The organism is Collinsella sp. AM34-10, assembly GCF_003469185.1.
Classification (GTDB): domain Bacteria; phylum Actinomycetota; class Coriobacteriia; order Coriobacteriales; family Coriobacteriaceae; genus Collinsella.
On the sequence record NZ_QSIL01000004.1, the window covers coordinates 207401 to 224169 of the forward strand.

The window sequence follows — 16769 nt, forward strand, 5'->3', positions numbered from 1 at the left end:
AGGAGTAGGCGAGTTGCGCAACTCAAATAAAAATAGCCGACTGCGCTACACTGCAAATGGGATGGGACATGCTGGCAAGCGCATTGACCTGCGCAAAGACCTATTGGTCGGGGGATAAGTTACCATCGGGCCTCGCTGTACAAAAACTTGCCAAACACGTACCGGCAGACAATTAAAAACTCTAAGTCGCGCTATTCACGGGGCGGCTCATATGGTCCTGCAGCTACGGTGTCCATATGGTCGAGTTGAGGAGCAAGCATGGTAAACGATCTGGGCAATACGGACGACCTCGAGTTGATGCCGACGGGCGGCGGCTATATGGTGCGGCGCGATCGCTTGATGAACGAGCTCATCGTTAAAGGGCGCAAGGCGGGAATTGTTTTGCTCTACGCGCCCGATGGGTTTGGTAAGACGTCGGTGTTGCTGCAATACGTGCAGGAGGTTAAATCGGACCCCACGCGAGGGCCGGTTCGGATTATCGAGGCCGACCGCGCGATTGGACGCGAGCTCTTTATGCAGCTCGAGGTTGTCGCCGATGAGCTTAAGGACAAACCTCATTCGCTCGTTGCGATCGACAACGTGCCCAATCTCGAGCAGCACGAAACCGAGGATCTCATCGATCGAATCCGCAGCTTACGTGCTACGGGGACGGGGGTCTTTATTGCCTGCCGCCCCTCCAACCGATTGCTTATCCACGGGCTGGGCGATTCTGTAAAAGTCAATGCGCAGATGCTCAAGGTGCACGCCTATGAGTATTCGTCATGGGCCACGACGTTCTCAATCAGCACATCGCTTGATTTCTATCGGCTCACACAGGGTGTACCCGAGCTGGTATCTGCCCTGCAGACGGGAATGTATGGACAGGGCGATGTTGCCGGGTTGCTCGAGAACGAAATCGTCAACGTGTACGGTGCGGCGCTGGCCGATCTCGCATCGCTCGAGAACAACCTGTTGTTTACCGTTGCCTGTTTGATGGTGCTGATGGGCGAGGGCCGCATTGCGGAGCTAGAGGCGTGCGGCGTGAGGCTTTCGATGGTCGACCAGTCCACCTTTGTGCGCGATTATCCGATTTTTGGCGTGGATCCGTCTGATCGCACCTTTAGGTGTTTGGGCGCTAAGGACAACGCGCGCCTGAGGCTGCGAAAGCTTGTTGCCGAGATCCGTCCCGAACTTGTATCGCGGGCTGCTCGCATTTTGATCAAGGCGGGCCGATGCGATTTGGCTATGGACCTGGCCGACGCGTTCTTGGACCGCCATGTGGTATTGGAACTTGCCGGGCAGTATGGGGCCGATCTTGCCCTGACCGGGCACGGAGGGGACATTTGCCGTGCGGCGTCGGCGATGATCAATGCGGAAAAGCAGGAGCAAGAGCCGGCACCCGCCGAGGCACTCGGCGTGTATCTGGCGGCTGTCAGCGTGTGCAATACAAAGCTAGCAAGGTATATGGCGTCCGTTATCGAACGTGCGGGTGACCAGGCGGCCCGCGAGGTCGATCCCGCTACCTGGAAAATAGCCCAGGCGCTCACCATCGCCTTTTATGGCGACAATGACCTGGGGCTTCCCGCCAACCCTGTTGTGCAAGAACAGACATCCTGCGAGGTGCTCGACATGCTGTCCGCGCATATCGAGGTCAAGCGCCACCTAACCGAGCGAGCGGAAGACGGCAATGTTCTCGCGAAGCTCAAGGCGTGCAAAGCTTATGATTGCGAGCTCGACATCGCGGGGATTCTCATACAGGCCGACCATATGCTGGTGGAGCTGTTCGACGGCTCGTTTGCTAAACCCGACGAGCGCGATGACAAGATGGCGCAGATACTCGAGGCGCTCGATATCCGCGGGCTTAAGGCGCCATCCATTTGGCTGCGTATGGTGCTGGCCGCGCGGCGCCTGCTCGCGGGCTTGCCCGTGACCGACGATGTGGCGTTTGGCGAGCTCGACCGCTTTGCGGTGCGTGTTCGTGACAATCAAATTCAGCTGTTTGGGTTATTGCTGGAGGGTTGGCAATCGCTGGCGGAGGGGCGGCCGGTCAACGCGAAGTTCCGTGCGGTTCAGGTGCTCAAGCTCGCCGACGAATCGATTGCGTACATGCGCGAAAACGCGTTGCTGCTGGAGCGCGTGGCGTACCTGCGCAATACGTCGCTGGTATCGGTTCGCGAAGAGGCGGAGCTGCTCGACATTAGCAAGACGCAGGTCGGTGGCTCAGAAGCCTGGATCGTGGCGCTGCACCTGGCCGCTGCGGGCCGCGATAGCGATCTTGCCGCCTGGATGTCTATGAATCGCTCGGGGATTTTAGACCCATCGTATCGGCTATTTGCGCGTCTTGCGATGCACTGTCTGGGCGAGCCTGCCGTCAGGATTCGCAAGAAGCTTCCGGTGCGTGAGCTGTCGCGGTATTCACTACGCGATGATTTTGAGGGCGAAAGCGAGCACCTGTTCCAGGCGGGCGAGGTTAAGGCTGTCGATACGATCGGCCATATTGAGATGCGCATGTTTGGCACATTTCGCGCCGAGCGCGACGGCTTTCCCATCACGGATAAGATGTGGCGTCGCAAAAAGGCGGCAACACTTGCCGAGCGGCTCGCGTTGGGCATGGATGCCATGGTCGACCGCGAGACAATCGCCATGGAGTTGTGGCCCCATGCCGAGTTTAGCGCCGCGCGCAACAATCTGTATTCGACGGTATCGCGCTTGCGCTCGGCTTTGGGTCCAACGCCGGATGGCAAGTCGTGCGTGCTCATCCAAAACGAGTGCATAGGGCTCAACGGCGACTACGTTAAGACCGATGTAAGGCTCTTTGACCAGCTGAGCCGCGAGATCCTGGGAAACCGTATGGGCGCGAGAGGCCCTCACCTGGTTGAGCTTTGTCTTAAGGTTGAGCAGCTCTACGCGGGGCCGCTGTATGTTCCCACCGGTTGCAACCCCACGTTTTTTACGCGCATGCGCCACATTATGCAATCCAAGTACATCGACTGCATGATTAGGGGAGCGAATGCCGCTCTCGAGGAAAATGACCTGCAATCGGCAATTTGGCTCGTTGAATCGGGGCTTCGCCAAGAGACTGCGCGCGAGGACATGGTTCGCTGTGCCATGCGCGTTTACGGTGCGGCGGGACGACGCCGCGATGTTGTCGAGCTATACAGCGGCCACATGCACCACCTGCGAGAGCAGGTTCAAGGCGTGCCCGAGCCCGAGACAAGGCGCCTGTATGAGCGCCTGGTCGAAGGCAGGCACAAGCGCGTGCTTGTCGAGCGATAAAAAACGGGCGCCCGAATCACTCGGACGCCCGCAGACTACTCGGTATGGCCAGTCGGTTTTAGACGAGCTTGATCTTCTCGATATCCTTGCGCGAGGACTCGCGATACAGCGAGAACTTGCGGCCGATAACCTGAACGACGTCGGCGTGGCAGCGCTCGGCGAGCTCCTCGGCGGCCTCGCGGGCAGAAAGGCTGGAGCCGTCCAGCACGGAGCACTTAACGAGCTCGTGCTTCTCCAGGTAGGCGACCGTCTGCTCGACGGTGCCTTCGTTGACATCGGACTTACCGATGATGATGGCGGGGTTGAGGTGATGGGCCATGCTGCGAAGCTGCTTGACCTGGGCTCCTGTCAGTGCCATGGGTTCTCGCTTTCTATGTATGGGGCGCCCCGCAATGGGGCCTTAATCTACGTGAGCTGTCCCACGATAGCGCAGGAACGGCGTGGTGTGGAGCGCGTTTGCCCAGTTCGCAAAGAATGCGGATGCCGGGCGGGAAGACGATGCAAGCTTTAGATGGGCTACGGGCGGGGTACGGAGACCGGCTCCCAGGCGATAAACGCCCATCGGACTTTGCGGATGTGGTCGAGCATGTAGCGTCCCTGCGGTACGCCCTTGGATCCCGGCTCACCGGCATGCGGGTTCTCGATCATGTGGTGGGCGATATAGTTGCGCAGGCGGTCGATCTTGTCCTCGTTGCCGTGCTCGAGCATGCGAGAAAAGTCTGCCACGCCTGCCTCGAGACTATCGAAGGTGTCGCGGCGGGGTGATTCAAAATACGTGACCTGTGGCAGTGCACCCATCTGAATAAGGATGTTAAAGGCGTACACAAAACCATTGCTGCAGGTAACCGAGGCGCCGATGGCATTCATCAAGTGCAGGTCATAACGCGGGCTCGAGTTGGCGACCATCGTAACGGCACAACGCCGACGAGCCGTTCGATCAAGCTTGGCAAGTGCGCCTTTTAGGTTGGTCGTGGTGACAGAGCGACTGGCAAAGGCAACATCCACCGCTTTTGCGACCGGTCCAACCAAATCCCAATCATCATCCCAAGCAAGCTCAAGCGGTGTAATAAGATCCTCGAGCCCGTAATACTCAACGCCGGCATCAAGGGTGCCCAACATAGCGGGGGAGAAGTCGGCTGCAATCACAGGATGCCCAGCCTGAGCAAGCGGAATAGCAATCGACCCAGCCCCACACCCCATATCGAGCACCGACTCACCAGGCTCAAGCGCCAGCAGTTTTATAAAATCCCGAGCATACGGGGCAGTCTCCGATGGCCGAAAATGCCGAGCCCGCTTATCCCACTCAAAAGGATCATCAGCCCGATGCCGATCAGCTTGCAAGCGCATCCATTCGTCATTCCAATCAGCAGAAAGAAGCTCAGAGCGAGCATCCCCATCAACCACGGGCCAACCTCCTAGCAACAAAAAAGCGACTCCTCCCAAAAGAAGAGCCGCAACCAGCATATATCAGAAAGAACCGATCCAACGCCAAACCGCCATACCAGCAAAGTAGGGCAGAAGCGAAGCGACTGCCAAAGGGATAGAACCCAACCGAGGTCCCGTTGTGCGTGAGCCCCGGGGAGGGCAAATATATAAGGTCGATCGCGAGTTCCGCACGAGCCGGAGAGCACTTAATGTGCTCTCCGTGCGAGTCAGGACTGTCCGAGCAGGCGACCTTATATATTTGCCCTCCCCGGGGCTCCTCGCCAGTCCCCCTCAGCTAGTTCTTCAGCGAGTTCAGCGGTGCCGGGAAGCGTCCACCACGGTGTGCAAGCACGGTGCCGGCGTTGGGGTTCACCGGCATGATGGGCGCACGGCCGAACAGACCGCCGTACTCAACGCAGTCGCCCACACCCTTGCCGATAGCGGGAATCACGCGCACGGCCGTGGTCTTGTTGTTGATGACGCCGATGGCCATCTCGTCGGCGATGATGCCGGCGATGGTCTCGACTGGGGTGTCGCCGGGGATGGCGATCATGTCCAGGCCAACGGAGCACACGCAGGTCATGGCCTCGAGCTTCTCGAGCGAAAGTGCGCCGGCCTCGACGGCAGCAATCATGCCGGCGTCCTCGGACACGGGGATAAAGGCGCCCGAGAGACCGCCCACGCTGGAGCTGGCCATGACGCCGCCCTTCTTGACGGCATCGTTGAGCATGGCGAGCGCGCAGGTCGTGCCGGGGCCACCGCAGGTGCCCACGCCGATGATCTCGAGGATACGCGCGACGGAGTCGCCGATGGCGGGCGTGGGAGCCAGCGACAGGTCGACAATGCCCTTTTCGACACCCAGGCGACGGGCGGCCTCGCGGCTCATGAGCTCGCCGGCACGGGTGATCTTAAAGGCGGTCTGCTTAATCTTCTCGGCGACTTCCATCATCGATGCGGAATCGGGCAGCGTCTCCAGGGCTGCAGCCATAACGCCGGGACCCGAGACACCTACGTTGATGACGGCGTCGGCCTCGCCACCGCCGTGGACGGCACCCGCCATAAACGGGGAGTCCTCGACCATGTTGGCAAAGCAGACAAACTTGGAGGCGCCAACGGAATCCTCGTCTGCCGTAAGCTTGGCGGCATCGATGATGGTCTGAGCCGCCATGAGCACGGCATCCATGTTGATACCGGCGCGCAGGCTGGCGACGTTGACGCTGGAGCAGACGCGGCTGGTGGTAGCGAGCGCCTGGGGGATGGACTGGATGACGCGGCGGTCGGCGTCGCCGATGCCCTTCTGGACGAGCGCGGAGAAGCCGCCCAGGTAATCGATGCCGAGCGTCTCGGCCGCGCGGTCGAGGGCATGCGCGATGGGGGTGAGGTCCTCATCCTTGCAGCATGCGGCGATCTGCGCCACTGGGGTGACAGAAACGCGCTTGTTGACGATGGGGATACCGTACTCGCGCTCGAGGTTCTCGGCGGTCTCGACCAGGTGCTCAGCCGTGTGCGTCACGTGGTCGTAGATTTTCGTGCACATGCGGTCGAGGTTCTCGTCGCCGCAACCCATGAGCGAAACACCCATGGTGATGGTCCTGATGTCGAGGTTCTGCTCCTCAACCATGCCGCGGGTTTCCGCGATTTCTGCGGGCGTGATCGCCATCCTTGCGCTCCTATCTGCCAAAACGAGCATAGTCTTATCTATTCTAACGTGCCGCACGTGCTAAGTGGCGCGTGCGGCACGTTTTGGTGCTCGGTTGTTTCCGTTGTGTTACTGCCCAAAGACCTCTTCGGCGATACGAGCACTTTCGGCGGCGTCCTTGGCGTAGTAGTCAGCGCCGATCTGCTTGGCGTATTCGGGGGTGAGCACGGCACCGCCTACGATGATCTTGACGCCCGGCACCTCGGCATGAAGCAGCTTGATGGTCTCCTCCATGGCGACGACCGTGGTGGTCATAAGCGCCGAGAGGCCGACGAGCTTAATGCCGCGTTCCTTGACGGTCTTGAGCACCTCCTGCGGGTCGACGTCGCGGCCTAGGTCAAAGACGGTGTAGCCGTAGTTGTCGAGCAGCATCTTGACGATGTTCTTACCGATGTCGTGGATGTCGCCCTTGACGGTGGCCACGCAGATCTTGCCCTTATCGGCAATCTCGCCGGCGGGCATCAGCCGCTTGATGGTGTCGAAGCCCACGCGCGCGGCCTCGGCCGAGGCCATGAGCTGCGGCAAGAAGAACTTTCCCTGGTCAAAGAGGACTCCGACCTCGTCGAGGGCGGGGATAAAGTGGTTGTTGATGAGGTCCATGGCGTCGTGATCTGCCAGAAGACGCTCGGTCTCGGCTGCGATCTCGCCTTTGCGGCCCGAGACGACCATGCGACGAATCGGGTCGTCGTTGCCGTCGGTGCCGGAGGTGCCAGCAGTGGGTGCAGTGTCGGTCGATGCCGCCTGAGCCGCTGCCGGGTTGGCGGCGATCTTGTACGGATCGGTCCAGCCGGCGTAGCGCTCGATGTATCCGCTCGAGCCCTCGTCCTCAACGCTCAAGACGCGATAGCTGTAGACGGTATCCATAAAGCGCTTGGAGCCCGGGTTCATGATGGGGGCGTCCAGGCCTGCGCCGAAGGCGGCAGCCAAAAAGACCGAGCCCAGCAGCGGGCGGGCGGGCAGACCAAAGCTGATGTTCGACACGCCGAGCGCGCACTTGACGCCCAGGCGTTCCTTGCACAGGGACATGGCGCGCAGGATCTGTTCGGCCTGGCGCTGGTTGGTCGAGGCGGTCATGACCAGGCAGTCGATGAGGATGCGGTCCGGTCCGATGCCGTAACGGGCAGCCTCGGCCACGATGCGCTCGGCGATGGCGAAGCGAGCCTCGGCAGTATCGGGGATGCCGTCTTCGTCGAGTGTGAGACCGACGACGTTGGTGCCGTAGTGGGCGACTAGCGGGAAGATCTCATCCATGATCTGCTGTTTGCCATTGACCGAGTTGATGATGGGCTTGCCGGCGTAGCGGCGCACGGCTGCCTCGACGGCTGCGGGGTCGGTGGAGTCGATCTGCAGCGGCAGCAGCGTGGAACCCTGGAGCTGCTCGGTCGCCTGCTGGATGATCTTGACCTCGTCGATCTCGGGCAGGCCTACGTTGACGTCCAGGATGTCGGCGCCCTGTTCCTGCTGGCTGATGCCCTGGCTCACGACGTAGTCTAGGTCGCCGTCGCGCAGGGCCTGTTGCAGGCGCTTTTTGCCGGTGGGATTGATGCGCTCGCCGATGACGGCGATCTTGTGGCCGTCGCAGGGGAGGTCCACGACCGTCTGGGCGCTCGTGACCGACATACTGGGCTTGCGGTGACGCGGGCTGGGCGTGTGGTTGTCGATGAGGGTGCGAAGTGCCGCCATGTGCGTGGGCGTGGTGCCACAGCAGCCACCCACGACGCTCACGCCGTCCTCAATCATGCCGGCGACGGCCTCGGCGTATTCGGGTGCCTGGATGTCAAAGACGGTATTGCCGTCATCGTCCACGCGGGGCAGTCCCGCATTGGCCTGCACCATAACGGGCTTGTCGGTAACGGTGAGCATGCGTGCGGCGAGCCCTCGGAGCTCGGCCGGTCCCTGGCTGCAGTTGATGCCTAAAACGTCGGCGCCGATGGCGTCGAGCGTGACGGCGGCCACCTCGGGACTCGTACCCAGGAACGTGCGACCGTCTTCCTCAAAGGTCATGGTGGCAAAGACGGGCAGGTCGGAGTTCTCGCGGCAGGCGAGGACGGCAGCCTTGATCTCGGCAAGGTCGGTCATGGTTTCGATAATAAAGAGGTCCACACCCGCATCGACGCCGGCACGCACTTCCTCGGCAAAGAGGTCATAGGCCTCGTCGAAGCTCAGGGTGCCCAAGGGGCGAAGCAGCGCGCCGATGGGACCGATATCGCCGGCGACGTAGTGGGCGCCGGCCGCGCGGGCGCAGGCGACGGCGGAGGCAAAGACATCTGCCACGGTGGCGGCACCGTCGAGCTTGTGGGCGTTGGCACCAAAGGTGTTGGCGGTGATCACGTCGCAGCCGGCCTCGACGTACTGACGCTGAATATCGGTAATGACCTGGGGCTCCTCAAAGTTGAGCAGCTCGGGCAGGGCGCCGGCCTTCATGCCGGCCGCCTGCAGCATGGTGCCCATGCCGCCGTCGAACAAGAGGTGTCCCGTGCCCTCGATGGCGGCGCGCAGGCGATCGTCCTTAATGCGAAGGTCGCCGATCGTGCGCGTCTTGTACGTGGCGCCGTTACAACGCGCAGTATTGACGGGCGCTGCCAGCGCGGTACCGTCGGAATCATGGGTGATAAGCGGAGTAAACATCGAGGGCTCCTAATGGCTGGAATAGCAGGTGGTGTGGGCGGCGCGGAAGCGGCAGTGCTCGCGCATGCGGCAGATATTGCAGGTGGGGCGGCTCTGGGCGTCGTGGACCTCGCCGTCAAACAGACCGATCACTGCGGTCACACTCTTGGTGGGCATGAGCAGGCTGGTCGGCGTGACGGTAAGCCCGATGAGCCGCGTGGCGTTGAGTGCAGCAACGATTGAGCGCTGGGCCGTAAGCGGGCAGTCGCCGTAGCCGGGACTAAAGCGCCAGTTACCAGCGAGTCCGTGTGCGGCGGCCGCAGCCTTGACTTGCTGGTCCATTTGCTCGACGGCAGCTTCCACATAGGCGGAGCACGCGGCGTCGAGCACGGCTCCCTCTAGGGGTTGCTGGGCTCCCGTGGTGCGCAGACGACGCTCGGCTTCCATGCCGAGGGTGCATGCCATGAGTGCGGCAAAGCGGGCGTCTTTGAGATGTCGATAGATGTCGCGGCCACGCAGCTCAACGTTGGTACCGACCAAGCGAATGCAAGGCTCTCCCTGCTCGTCCACGCCCGTGGCATCGATGGCAAATACGCGGCGCACGCCACGGGGCTCAATGTCCAGCTCCAGACGCTCAACGACAAGCTCAATACGCTGCGACAGCTCGGGCTCAATCTGCTGACCGCCGTAGCCCAGGTAGCGCAGCATCTCGGCACGGTCGACGCGGGGATGGTGGGCATCATCGATACGGTAGAGCGCCGGCGACGCAAGGTCGGCCGGCACTTCAACAAAAGCTGTATCGATGTGCGGTTTTTCCATTACCCCAGGCGCTCCATAATGGTTGCGGCGATCGCAGGACGATTCATAGTGTACAGGTGCAGACCGTCGGCACCGTGCTCCTTAAGGTCGCAAAGCTGACGAGCAGCATAATCTACACCGGCCGCCTGCAGGCTCTCGGGGTCGTTCTCGTACTTGGCGAGAATCTTGATGACGGGGGAGGGTAGCGACGCGCCGCACATAAAGACCATGCGGCTGATCTGCGACTTGCCCATAAACGGCATGATGCCCGCGGTAATGGGCACGGTGATACCGGCCTTGTCGGCAAGCTCGCGAAAACGGTAGAAGCACTCGTTATCAAAAAAGAGCTGCGTCACAAAGAAGCTCGCGCCGGCGTCCTGTTTTTGCTTGAGGTGCTCGACCGAGAGGTTGAGATCCTCGCAGGCAATGTGGCCCTCGGGGTAGGCTGCGGCGCCCACGCAAAAGCCGGCGTCGACGAGCTCGGGGATAAGGTCGCGGGCATAGGCGTAGTCCGAGGCGGGCTTATCGTCCTCGGTCGCGCCGGCGGGAAGATCACCACGCAGGGCCAGGATGTTTTCAACGCCGGCGGTGCGATACTCGTCGATCTTGGCGGCGATGTCGGCGTGGGTGCGGCCCACGCAGGTGAGGTGCGCTACCGAGGGCGTATCGAATTCGCTCGAAATCATATGCGCGATGGGGGCGGTGGTGGCACCGTTGCCCGAGCCACCGGCCGAGCAGGTGACCGAGACAAAGCTCGGCGAAAGCTTGCACAGATTGCCAGCAACCTCGCGGGCCGTGTCGAGGGTCAGCTCGCCCTTGGGCGGGAACATCTCAAACGAAACGGGCGCGGTGCCCTGGGATGCTGCCTGCTTAAAAACCTCGTCGACGCGCATATCGTGCTCCTTTAGATATTTAGTGCGATGTATTGTAAGGATTCTACAGCACCACTGTGTCACGGTGGAGTTTTACTCGCTATTTGGGAATACCAATCGAAGATGCTTCGCTATCGGCATTTCCTATAACAACGTAGCTCATTTGAGACGGGGCTTTTTCCCATCAACCAGGTACCTGGGGCAGTCTTTTTGGACGGGGCTTTTGGTTGGTATTGCGAGCGCTGTCTGGTGCGGTTAGAGCGGTCCCGTTTCCCTGAGCCGGCTCGGGCTGCGCGGTTGCGTGCTCCGAGGATGCGAGGTGCGCCATGATCAAGCGTACGCTCAAGAACCGCGCCGTCGATACGCAGCAGGTATCCGCCGAGCGGGAAGGTTGCTGTAAGCCTAATTGGCCAGGCTGGCGAGCGCGTCGACGAAGGCTTCGTATGACGTGCATTCCAAAAGTCGGCGTATGTTGGCGGGTTCGATGAGAGAGCCCGCCACGCGGTCGAATACCGTGTTGAACGACGAGCGCTCCGCCGGGCTAAAGCACAGCATGAGAACGAGGTTGACCTGCGTATCCTGCCATTGGATGGGCTTTTTGGAGATGAGCACGGAAATGCGGGAATGCTTGCCGACGAGTCCCACGGTATGGGGCATGGCAAATGCTCCCATGGCAGTCGAGGACATTTCCTCGCGTTCAAATACCTTGTCGATATAGGGTCTATCCGCAAAACCGCTGTCGACCAGGCCGCGCCCCATGTGTTCGATGCAGGCGGCGCGGTCGGAAAGATCGTCCCGAACCTCAAAGAGCACAGGATCGATGAGTTCGTGCAGCAGGTCTTTGAACGCGGAGCGCTTACGTGCGTCCAAGATGCCCTCGATCTTGCTTCTGAGGTTTGCGATGTCGGTGCTTGAGGGCACGGGGGCGATCTGGAGCGTTGGGACTTGGAGCACGCTCTGGATGGGCGAGATGCAGATGACGAGGTCGTCGGGGCAGTCCGTGAGCTCCGCCTCGTCTGTCGCGATGCGCGTGATCATGAGCTGCTCGCCAAAGCGCCCAGCGAGCTGTTCGACGAGGCGTGGCCCCATATCGTAATAGGAGGGGCAGAAAATGGTTGCCTTTGCCTTGGCGTCAGCTTCGCGCTGGGTGCCGACGGCGCTGCCAAGGTGCAGGGCGATATACGCGATCTCGTCGTCGTTGATCGTGACGCCAAGATCGTTGGTGATGGTCGATGCGAGTGCGACGGCGGCGTCGTAGATAAGGGGGCAACCGGTTTTGACGCTTTCGGTAAGCGGGTTGCGCGAGGGCTTTTGGGTGCGCGCCCGGACAAGGAGACCTCGCACATGCAGGCCAAAGCGCACAAGAAAGCCCCGATCAGAAAGGTCGATACCATAGAGCTCATTGAATTGCGCGGTGAGCTTTTCGACGAGCGCCATGCAGTCCGTGCCGATAAGCTCCGCAAGGTTGCTTTCGGTTGCCGAACGGTAGTCGATATCGGTCGAACGCGCCATGATGAGCAGGGTGAGCTCGCGAAGCTCTTCTGCGGGAAACTCAATCGAGAGGGAAGCCCCCAGGGCGTCCGCGAGCTCACAGGCGATGGTGCGGTCCTCCTCCGGTAGGTCCGCGGTATTGCCGGCATCGAGACTTTCGGACCTGCGGATGCGATCGATTGAGATTGCGAGGTGCAGCAGCAGGTCCGAGAGCGCATAGTCGTTGATAAAGCGATGGTGGCGATAGAGCGTGTCGCTCACCAGCTGTTGAACGGACTTGATGTCGATATCGGGAAAGGCCCGTGAGAGCGCGCCGGTACCCATGAAGCCGTTGTTTGTCTCTTGCCGAAGCATGCCCGAGAGGAGCTTGCGCTTGTTGCGCTCCGTTCCGTTGAGGGAGATGCGGTCTCGGTGGGTAACGAGCTCAAGGTCGTTGCGCGCGAGGGTGCGCTTGGCGCGCGCGAGGTCCGTTTTGAGCGTCGACATGCTTACCGACATCTCGTCACATAGGTCCCACAGGTCGATGGGGTCGCCATCGGGCTGCATGATCAGATGGTTGACGATGTAGTCGCTGCGTTCCTTTGAAGAACCGAAGCGCTCTCCGTCGTCCGTCTTGAGGACGTCTGCCGCAAGGTTGCGGTCGATTGTGTAGCCGACAGGCGTTGAGGTGAGGATTCCTGGGCATGAGGTGTTGATCTCGCGCACATAGGTCCTGACGCTTCGCACACTCACATCGAGCGTCTCGGCGAGTGTCGCGGCCGTCTGCGGCGAGTTGCTGACAAGACTGCGGATAAGCTGATGATGTACCGCCCTCACGATAGCTCCTTCTACCTTGATTTCCTGCGTCTCATATTCCGTCAAATTGCAAAGGCGGGCAAGTGAGGACTTGCATGCAGGGGGTGAATCGGGACCGATACACGCGTTTCACAACGGGTGTGCAAAACGCAAGATGCGTTCTTGCGCGCAACGGGGTAGGGTTGAAGCGTCAAAAGGCAAGGGCCCTTGCAACGACACAAAACAGAAATCACGCGGACAAGCGTGGCAAGAAAGGATACGACCATGTCTAAGCTCAACGTTCTGCTCGTATGCGGCTCGGGTGCAAGCTCTGGCTTTATGGCTGCCAATATGCGCAAGGTGATCAAGGAGCGCGGCCTCGATATCGCGGTGACCGCCCGTAGCGAAAGCGAGATCGAGAACTATATCGACGAGATCGATGCCCTTATGGTCGGTCCGCACCTCGCCTATATTCTCGAGGACATCGATGAGTACACGCAGGGCGCCGATGTGAAGGTGATCCTTATGAAGGCGGATTACTACTCAAAGCTCGACGGCGCAGCCGCGCTGGACGACCTGCTCAGCAATATCGGCTAGGGGGATCGGATGAAAAAGCTGCTCGACTGGATGGAATCCAGCTTCACCCCCATGATGAACAAGATCAACCACAACGTTTGGGTGATCACGCTCAAGGACTCTATCAACCAGACCATGCCCTTGATCTTCCTGGGATCGATCTTCTCGCTGCTGAGCATTCCGGGGTCTGCCTTTGGATGGGAATGGTGGCCGCAGTTTGGCCAGCTCACCAACTGGACCATGGGTCTGATCTCGCTTATGATGGCGTTTCTCATCCCCTTTAACTTTATGGAGAAGAGCCGCCTGCGCAAATCGCGCATCATCGCCGGTATCAGCGGCGTCATCCTCTTTTGCATCTGCATCACGCCGCGCCTGCAGGCCGACGAGGCAATCGGCTTTGCCCATAGCGCCTTCGGCGCGGGCGGAATGTTTGCCGCCATCGTCTGCGGCATTATCACGGGCCTGATCCTCAGGGCGTTTGGCAAGTTCTCGTTCTTTAGTGAGGAGTCCTCGCTTCCCGATTTCATCCGCGCCTGGTTTGACCAGATGCTGCCCTTGGGCACCATCGTGCTGCTCGGTTGGATCGTCGTGCTCAACCTCGGGTTTGACCTGTACAACACGGTTCTGATGATCTTCATGCCACTGCAGAACTTCGTCGAGACCTGGTGGGGCTTTGCGCTGTTCAACCTGATCGGAACAATCTTCTACGCCATGGGCATCTCCGCTTGGATCCTCACACCTATCACCACGCCGCTCAGGCTTGCGGGCATCGAGGCCAACATGACTGCGGGTGCCGCCAACGTCTTCACGAGCTCGTTCAACTACTCGTATCTGACGATCGGCGGCGTGGGGTGCACGCTTGGTCTTTCGCTGATGCTCTTCCTCTCGCGCTCCAAGCGTCTCAAGGCGCTCGGTAAAGCCGTCGTGGTCCCGGCATTGTTCAACATCAACGAGCCCACGGTCTTTGGCGCGATCGTCTGGAACCCGATCCTCATGCTCCCCATGTGCATCAACACGGTGCTTGCGAGCCTGATCTCGTTCTTCTTTACCAAGATCGTGCTGTTTGCCCCCGTGCCCAAGATTTTGTTCCAGCTGTGGTATTGCCCGCTTCCCATCAGCACCTGGCTTGCCACCGAGGGCTCCATCCAGGCCGTGCTTCTGTGCGTGCTGATCTTTGTGGTGACGACGCTCGTGTGGTACCCGTTCTTCAAGGTGTACGAGAAGCAGGTTCTTGCCGAGGAGGCCGCAGAGGCCGGCGACAAGGACGCCCTCGATTCCGCAGAGGCATAAGCGGACGGTACGTATTGTTTTCTGGGCAGGCGTGGCGCGACGCCCTGTCTGCCCTGCTCAAGTAAGGAATGTTACATCATGACTAACGATAAGATCCAGGCAGCAATGTCCATCGTGCTCAACGCCGGCGACGCCCGCCTTGCAAACAAAGACGCGCTCGAGGCTATGGCCCAGTGGGACTTTGCTGCTGCCGAGGACAAGATGAAGCTCGCGCACGAGAAGATCACCGCCGCCCACAAAACGCAGACCGATGCGATCCAGGAGGAGGCCGCCGGCGGGGAGCAGGAGTACTCGCTGCTGTTCACCCACGCCCAAGATCACCTGATGACGGTCAACTCCGAAATCGTGATCACCAAGCAGATCCTCAAGATCTGCAAGAGCCTCGATGCCCGCCTGAGCGTGCTTGAGGGAGGGGAGAGCCATGCATAAGGTTCCCCGCACGTTTCCCGAGGGCTTTTTGTGGGGCGGCGCCGTTGCCGCCAACCAGTGCGAGGGCGCATGGGACGCCGACGGCAAGGCTCCGAGCGTGGCGGATATCAACGAGTTTCGCGACGATATCCCCATCGGTGAGAAGCACAACCGCGAGATCACCACGACGTTTATCAAGGAAGCACTCGAGAGCAAGGACCGCATCTTCCCCAAGCGCGAGGGTATCGATTTTTACCATACCTACCCTGAGGACCTTGAGCTGCTTGCCGATATGGGGCTCAACACCTTTAGGACCTCGATCGCGTGGTCACGCATCTTCCCCAACGGCGACGATGCGGAGCCCAACGAGGAAGGCCTTGCGTTCTACGACCGGCTCTTTGACAAGATGATTGAGCTCGGCATGGAGCCGATGGTCACGCTCTCGCATTACGAGATGCCCATCAACCTCACCCTCTCCTATACGGGCTGGTACTCGCGCGAGACGATCGATTGCTTTGAGCGCTACTGCAAGGTCGTGTTTGACCGATATGCCGGCAAAGTCAAGTACTGGATTCTGGTCAACCAGATCAACCTGATCGAGCATGAGTCCTTTAACCATCTGGGCGTTGCCGAGGACAAGGTCGACGATCTGCCTTCTGCAAAGTACCAGGCGGTCATGAACGAGATGGTTGCATGCGGTCGCGCGACGCGCTATGCCCATGAGCACCATCCCGAGATGCAGATCGGCATGATGCTCTGCGGTGGTCCCTCGTATGCAGCTTCGTGCAAGCCCGAGGACGCGCTCGCGACGCTGCGCTTCAACCAGATGCAGTTCTTCTTCTCGGATGTGCTGCTGCGCGGCGAGGTTCCCGGATCCGCATATCGCTTTTGGGAGGACAACGGCATCAAGGTCCAGATCTCCGACCAGGATATCGAGGACCTGCGCAACACGGCCGATTTCTGCACGTTCTCCTACTACTACGTGCGCGTGGTGAGCAAGGAATCGTTTGAGGACGGTTACGACGCCAAGCGCAACAAGGAGCTGCCGGCGAATCCGTGGGGCTGGTGCATCGACCCCCTCGGTCTGCGCTTTACGCTCAACGCGTACTGGGATCGCTACCGCAAGCCCATCTACATTACCGAGAACGGCGTGGGCTGCTACGACACGCTCGAGGAGGACGGGACCGTTCACGATCCGTATCGTATCGACTTCTATCGTGCGCACCTTGAGCAGGTGCGCGAGGCCATCGCGGACGGAGTCGACGTGCGCGGCTACTACGCTTGGGGCCCCATCGATATTGTGAGCTGCTCGAGCTCCGAGATGTCCAAGCGCTACGGCTTTATCTACGTCGATCGCGATGACTACGGCCACGGTACCGGCAAGCGCGTCCTCAAGGACAGCTACTACTGGGCCAAGCATGTGATCGAGACTAACGGAGCCGACCTGGATTAATTTGGTGGCCCATGCTATTGCGGCGCCGCGGCTGTCACGAGATCGGTATCTGGAAAGACGGTGTCTGCCTGTAGCGGCAAACGGGTTCGCATAGGGTGCTGTTGATCATGGCCCCGTCGGG

General features: G+C 60.3%; 13 protein-coding genes. 6 read left to right on the top strand and 7 right to left on the bottom strand.

The window, feature by feature from the left end; translation table 11 throughout:
- Positions 1-258 precede the first annotated feature (258 nt).
- Positions 259-3255, top strand: a complete 2997-nt coding sequence (locus DW823_RS05525; protein ID WP_118080930.1) for a BTAD domain-containing putative transcriptional regulator — start codon at positions 259-261, stop codon at positions 3253-3255.
- Positions 3256-3313: 58 nt separating this feature from the next.
- Here DW823_RS05525 and DW823_RS05530 read toward each other — a convergent pair whose 3' ends face one another.
- The gene (locus DW823_RS05530) at positions 3314-3613 is read right to left on the bottom strand and encodes a YhbY family RNA-binding protein (protein ID WP_117839974.1); all 300 of its coding nucleotides are present in this window, start codon (positions 3611-3613) and stop codon (positions 3314-3316) included.
- Between the two features lie 158 nt (positions 3614-3771).
- A complete protein-coding gene (locus tag DW823_RS05535) occupies positions 3772-4602 on the bottom strand; it encodes a methyltransferase domain-containing protein (RefSeq protein ID WP_369831708.1) in 831 nt (276 codons plus the stop codon).
- Here DW823_RS05535 and DW823_RS09685 point away from each other — a divergent pair.
- The gene (locus tag DW823_RS09685) at positions 4527-4799 is read left to right on the top strand and encodes a hypothetical protein (protein WP_147350659.1); all 273 of its coding nucleotides are present in this window, start codon (positions 4527-4529) and stop codon (positions 4797-4799) included. The genes DW823_RS05535 and DW823_RS09685 overlap by 76 nt on opposite strands.
- A gap of 176 nt (positions 4800-4975) precedes the next feature.
- Here the strand turns inward: DW823_RS09685 and DW823_RS05540 are convergent, their stop codons facing one another.
- From DW823_RS05540 to DW823_RS05560, 5 genes are all read right to left on the bottom strand, one after another.
- Positions 4976-6340, bottom strand: coding sequence for a PFL family protein (locus tag DW823_RS05540; protein WP_117745712.1), 1365 nt, complete (start codon positions 6338-6340; stop codon positions 4976-4978).
- A 108-nt stretch (positions 6341-6448) separates the two neighbouring features.
- Complete coding sequence (locus DW823_RS05545; RefSeq protein ID WP_199574355.1) at positions 6449-9007, bottom strand: homocysteine S-methyltransferase family protein; 2559 nt, start codon at positions 9005-9007, stop codon at positions 6449-6451.
- 9 nt (positions 9008-9016) lie between these two features.
- Positions 9017-9805 carry a hypothetical protein gene (locus DW823_RS05550; RefSeq protein WP_118080932.1) on the bottom strand — a complete coding sequence of 263 codons (789 nt, stop codon included), beginning with the start codon at positions 9803-9805 and terminating at the stop codon, positions 9017-9019.
- The gene (locus DW823_RS05555; RefSeq protein ID WP_118080934.1) at positions 9805-10677 is read right to left on the bottom strand and encodes a methylenetetrahydrofolate reductase; all 873 of its coding nucleotides are present in this window, start codon (positions 10675-10677) and stop codon (positions 9805-9807) included. The genes DW823_RS05550 and DW823_RS05555 overlap by 1 nt, the downstream gene beginning before the upstream one ends.
- 381 nt (positions 10678-11058) lie before the next feature.
- The gene (locus DW823_RS05560) at positions 11059-12963 is read right to left on the bottom strand and encodes a transcription antiterminator (protein WP_118080936.1); all 1905 of its coding nucleotides are present in this window, start codon (positions 12961-12963) and stop codon (positions 11059-11061) included.
- Between the two features lie 243 nt (positions 12964-13206).
- Here DW823_RS05560 and DW823_RS05565 point away from each other — a divergent pair, with 243 nt between their 5' ends.
- From DW823_RS05565 to DW823_RS05580, 4 genes are all read left to right on the top strand, one after another.
- Positions 13207-13518 (top strand): PTS sugar transporter subunit IIB, encoded by a 312-nt coding sequence (locus tag DW823_RS05565; RefSeq protein ID WP_118080938.1) that lies wholly within the window; start codon positions 13207-13209, stop codon positions 13516-13518.
- Between the two features lie 9 nt (positions 13519-13527).
- Positions 13528-14787 carry a PTS sugar transporter subunit IIC gene (locus DW823_RS05570; RefSeq protein ID WP_055251025.1) on the top strand — a complete coding sequence of 420 codons (1260 nt, stop codon included), beginning with the start codon at positions 13528-13530 and terminating at the stop codon, positions 14785-14787.
- A 78-nt stretch (positions 14788-14865) separates the two neighbouring features.
- Positions 14866-15216 (top strand): PTS lactose/cellobiose transporter subunit IIA, encoded by a 351-nt coding sequence (locus DW823_RS05575; protein ID WP_118080940.1) that lies wholly within the window; start codon positions 14866-14868, stop codon positions 15214-15216.
- Entirely contained in the window at positions 15209-16648 is a 1440-nt protein-coding gene (locus tag DW823_RS05580; RefSeq protein WP_118080942.1) for a glycoside hydrolase family 1 protein, read from the top strand. Before DW823_RS05575 ends, DW823_RS05580 begins: the two co-directional genes overlap by 8 nt.
- The last annotated feature ends 121 nt before the right edge of the window (positions 16649-16769 follow it).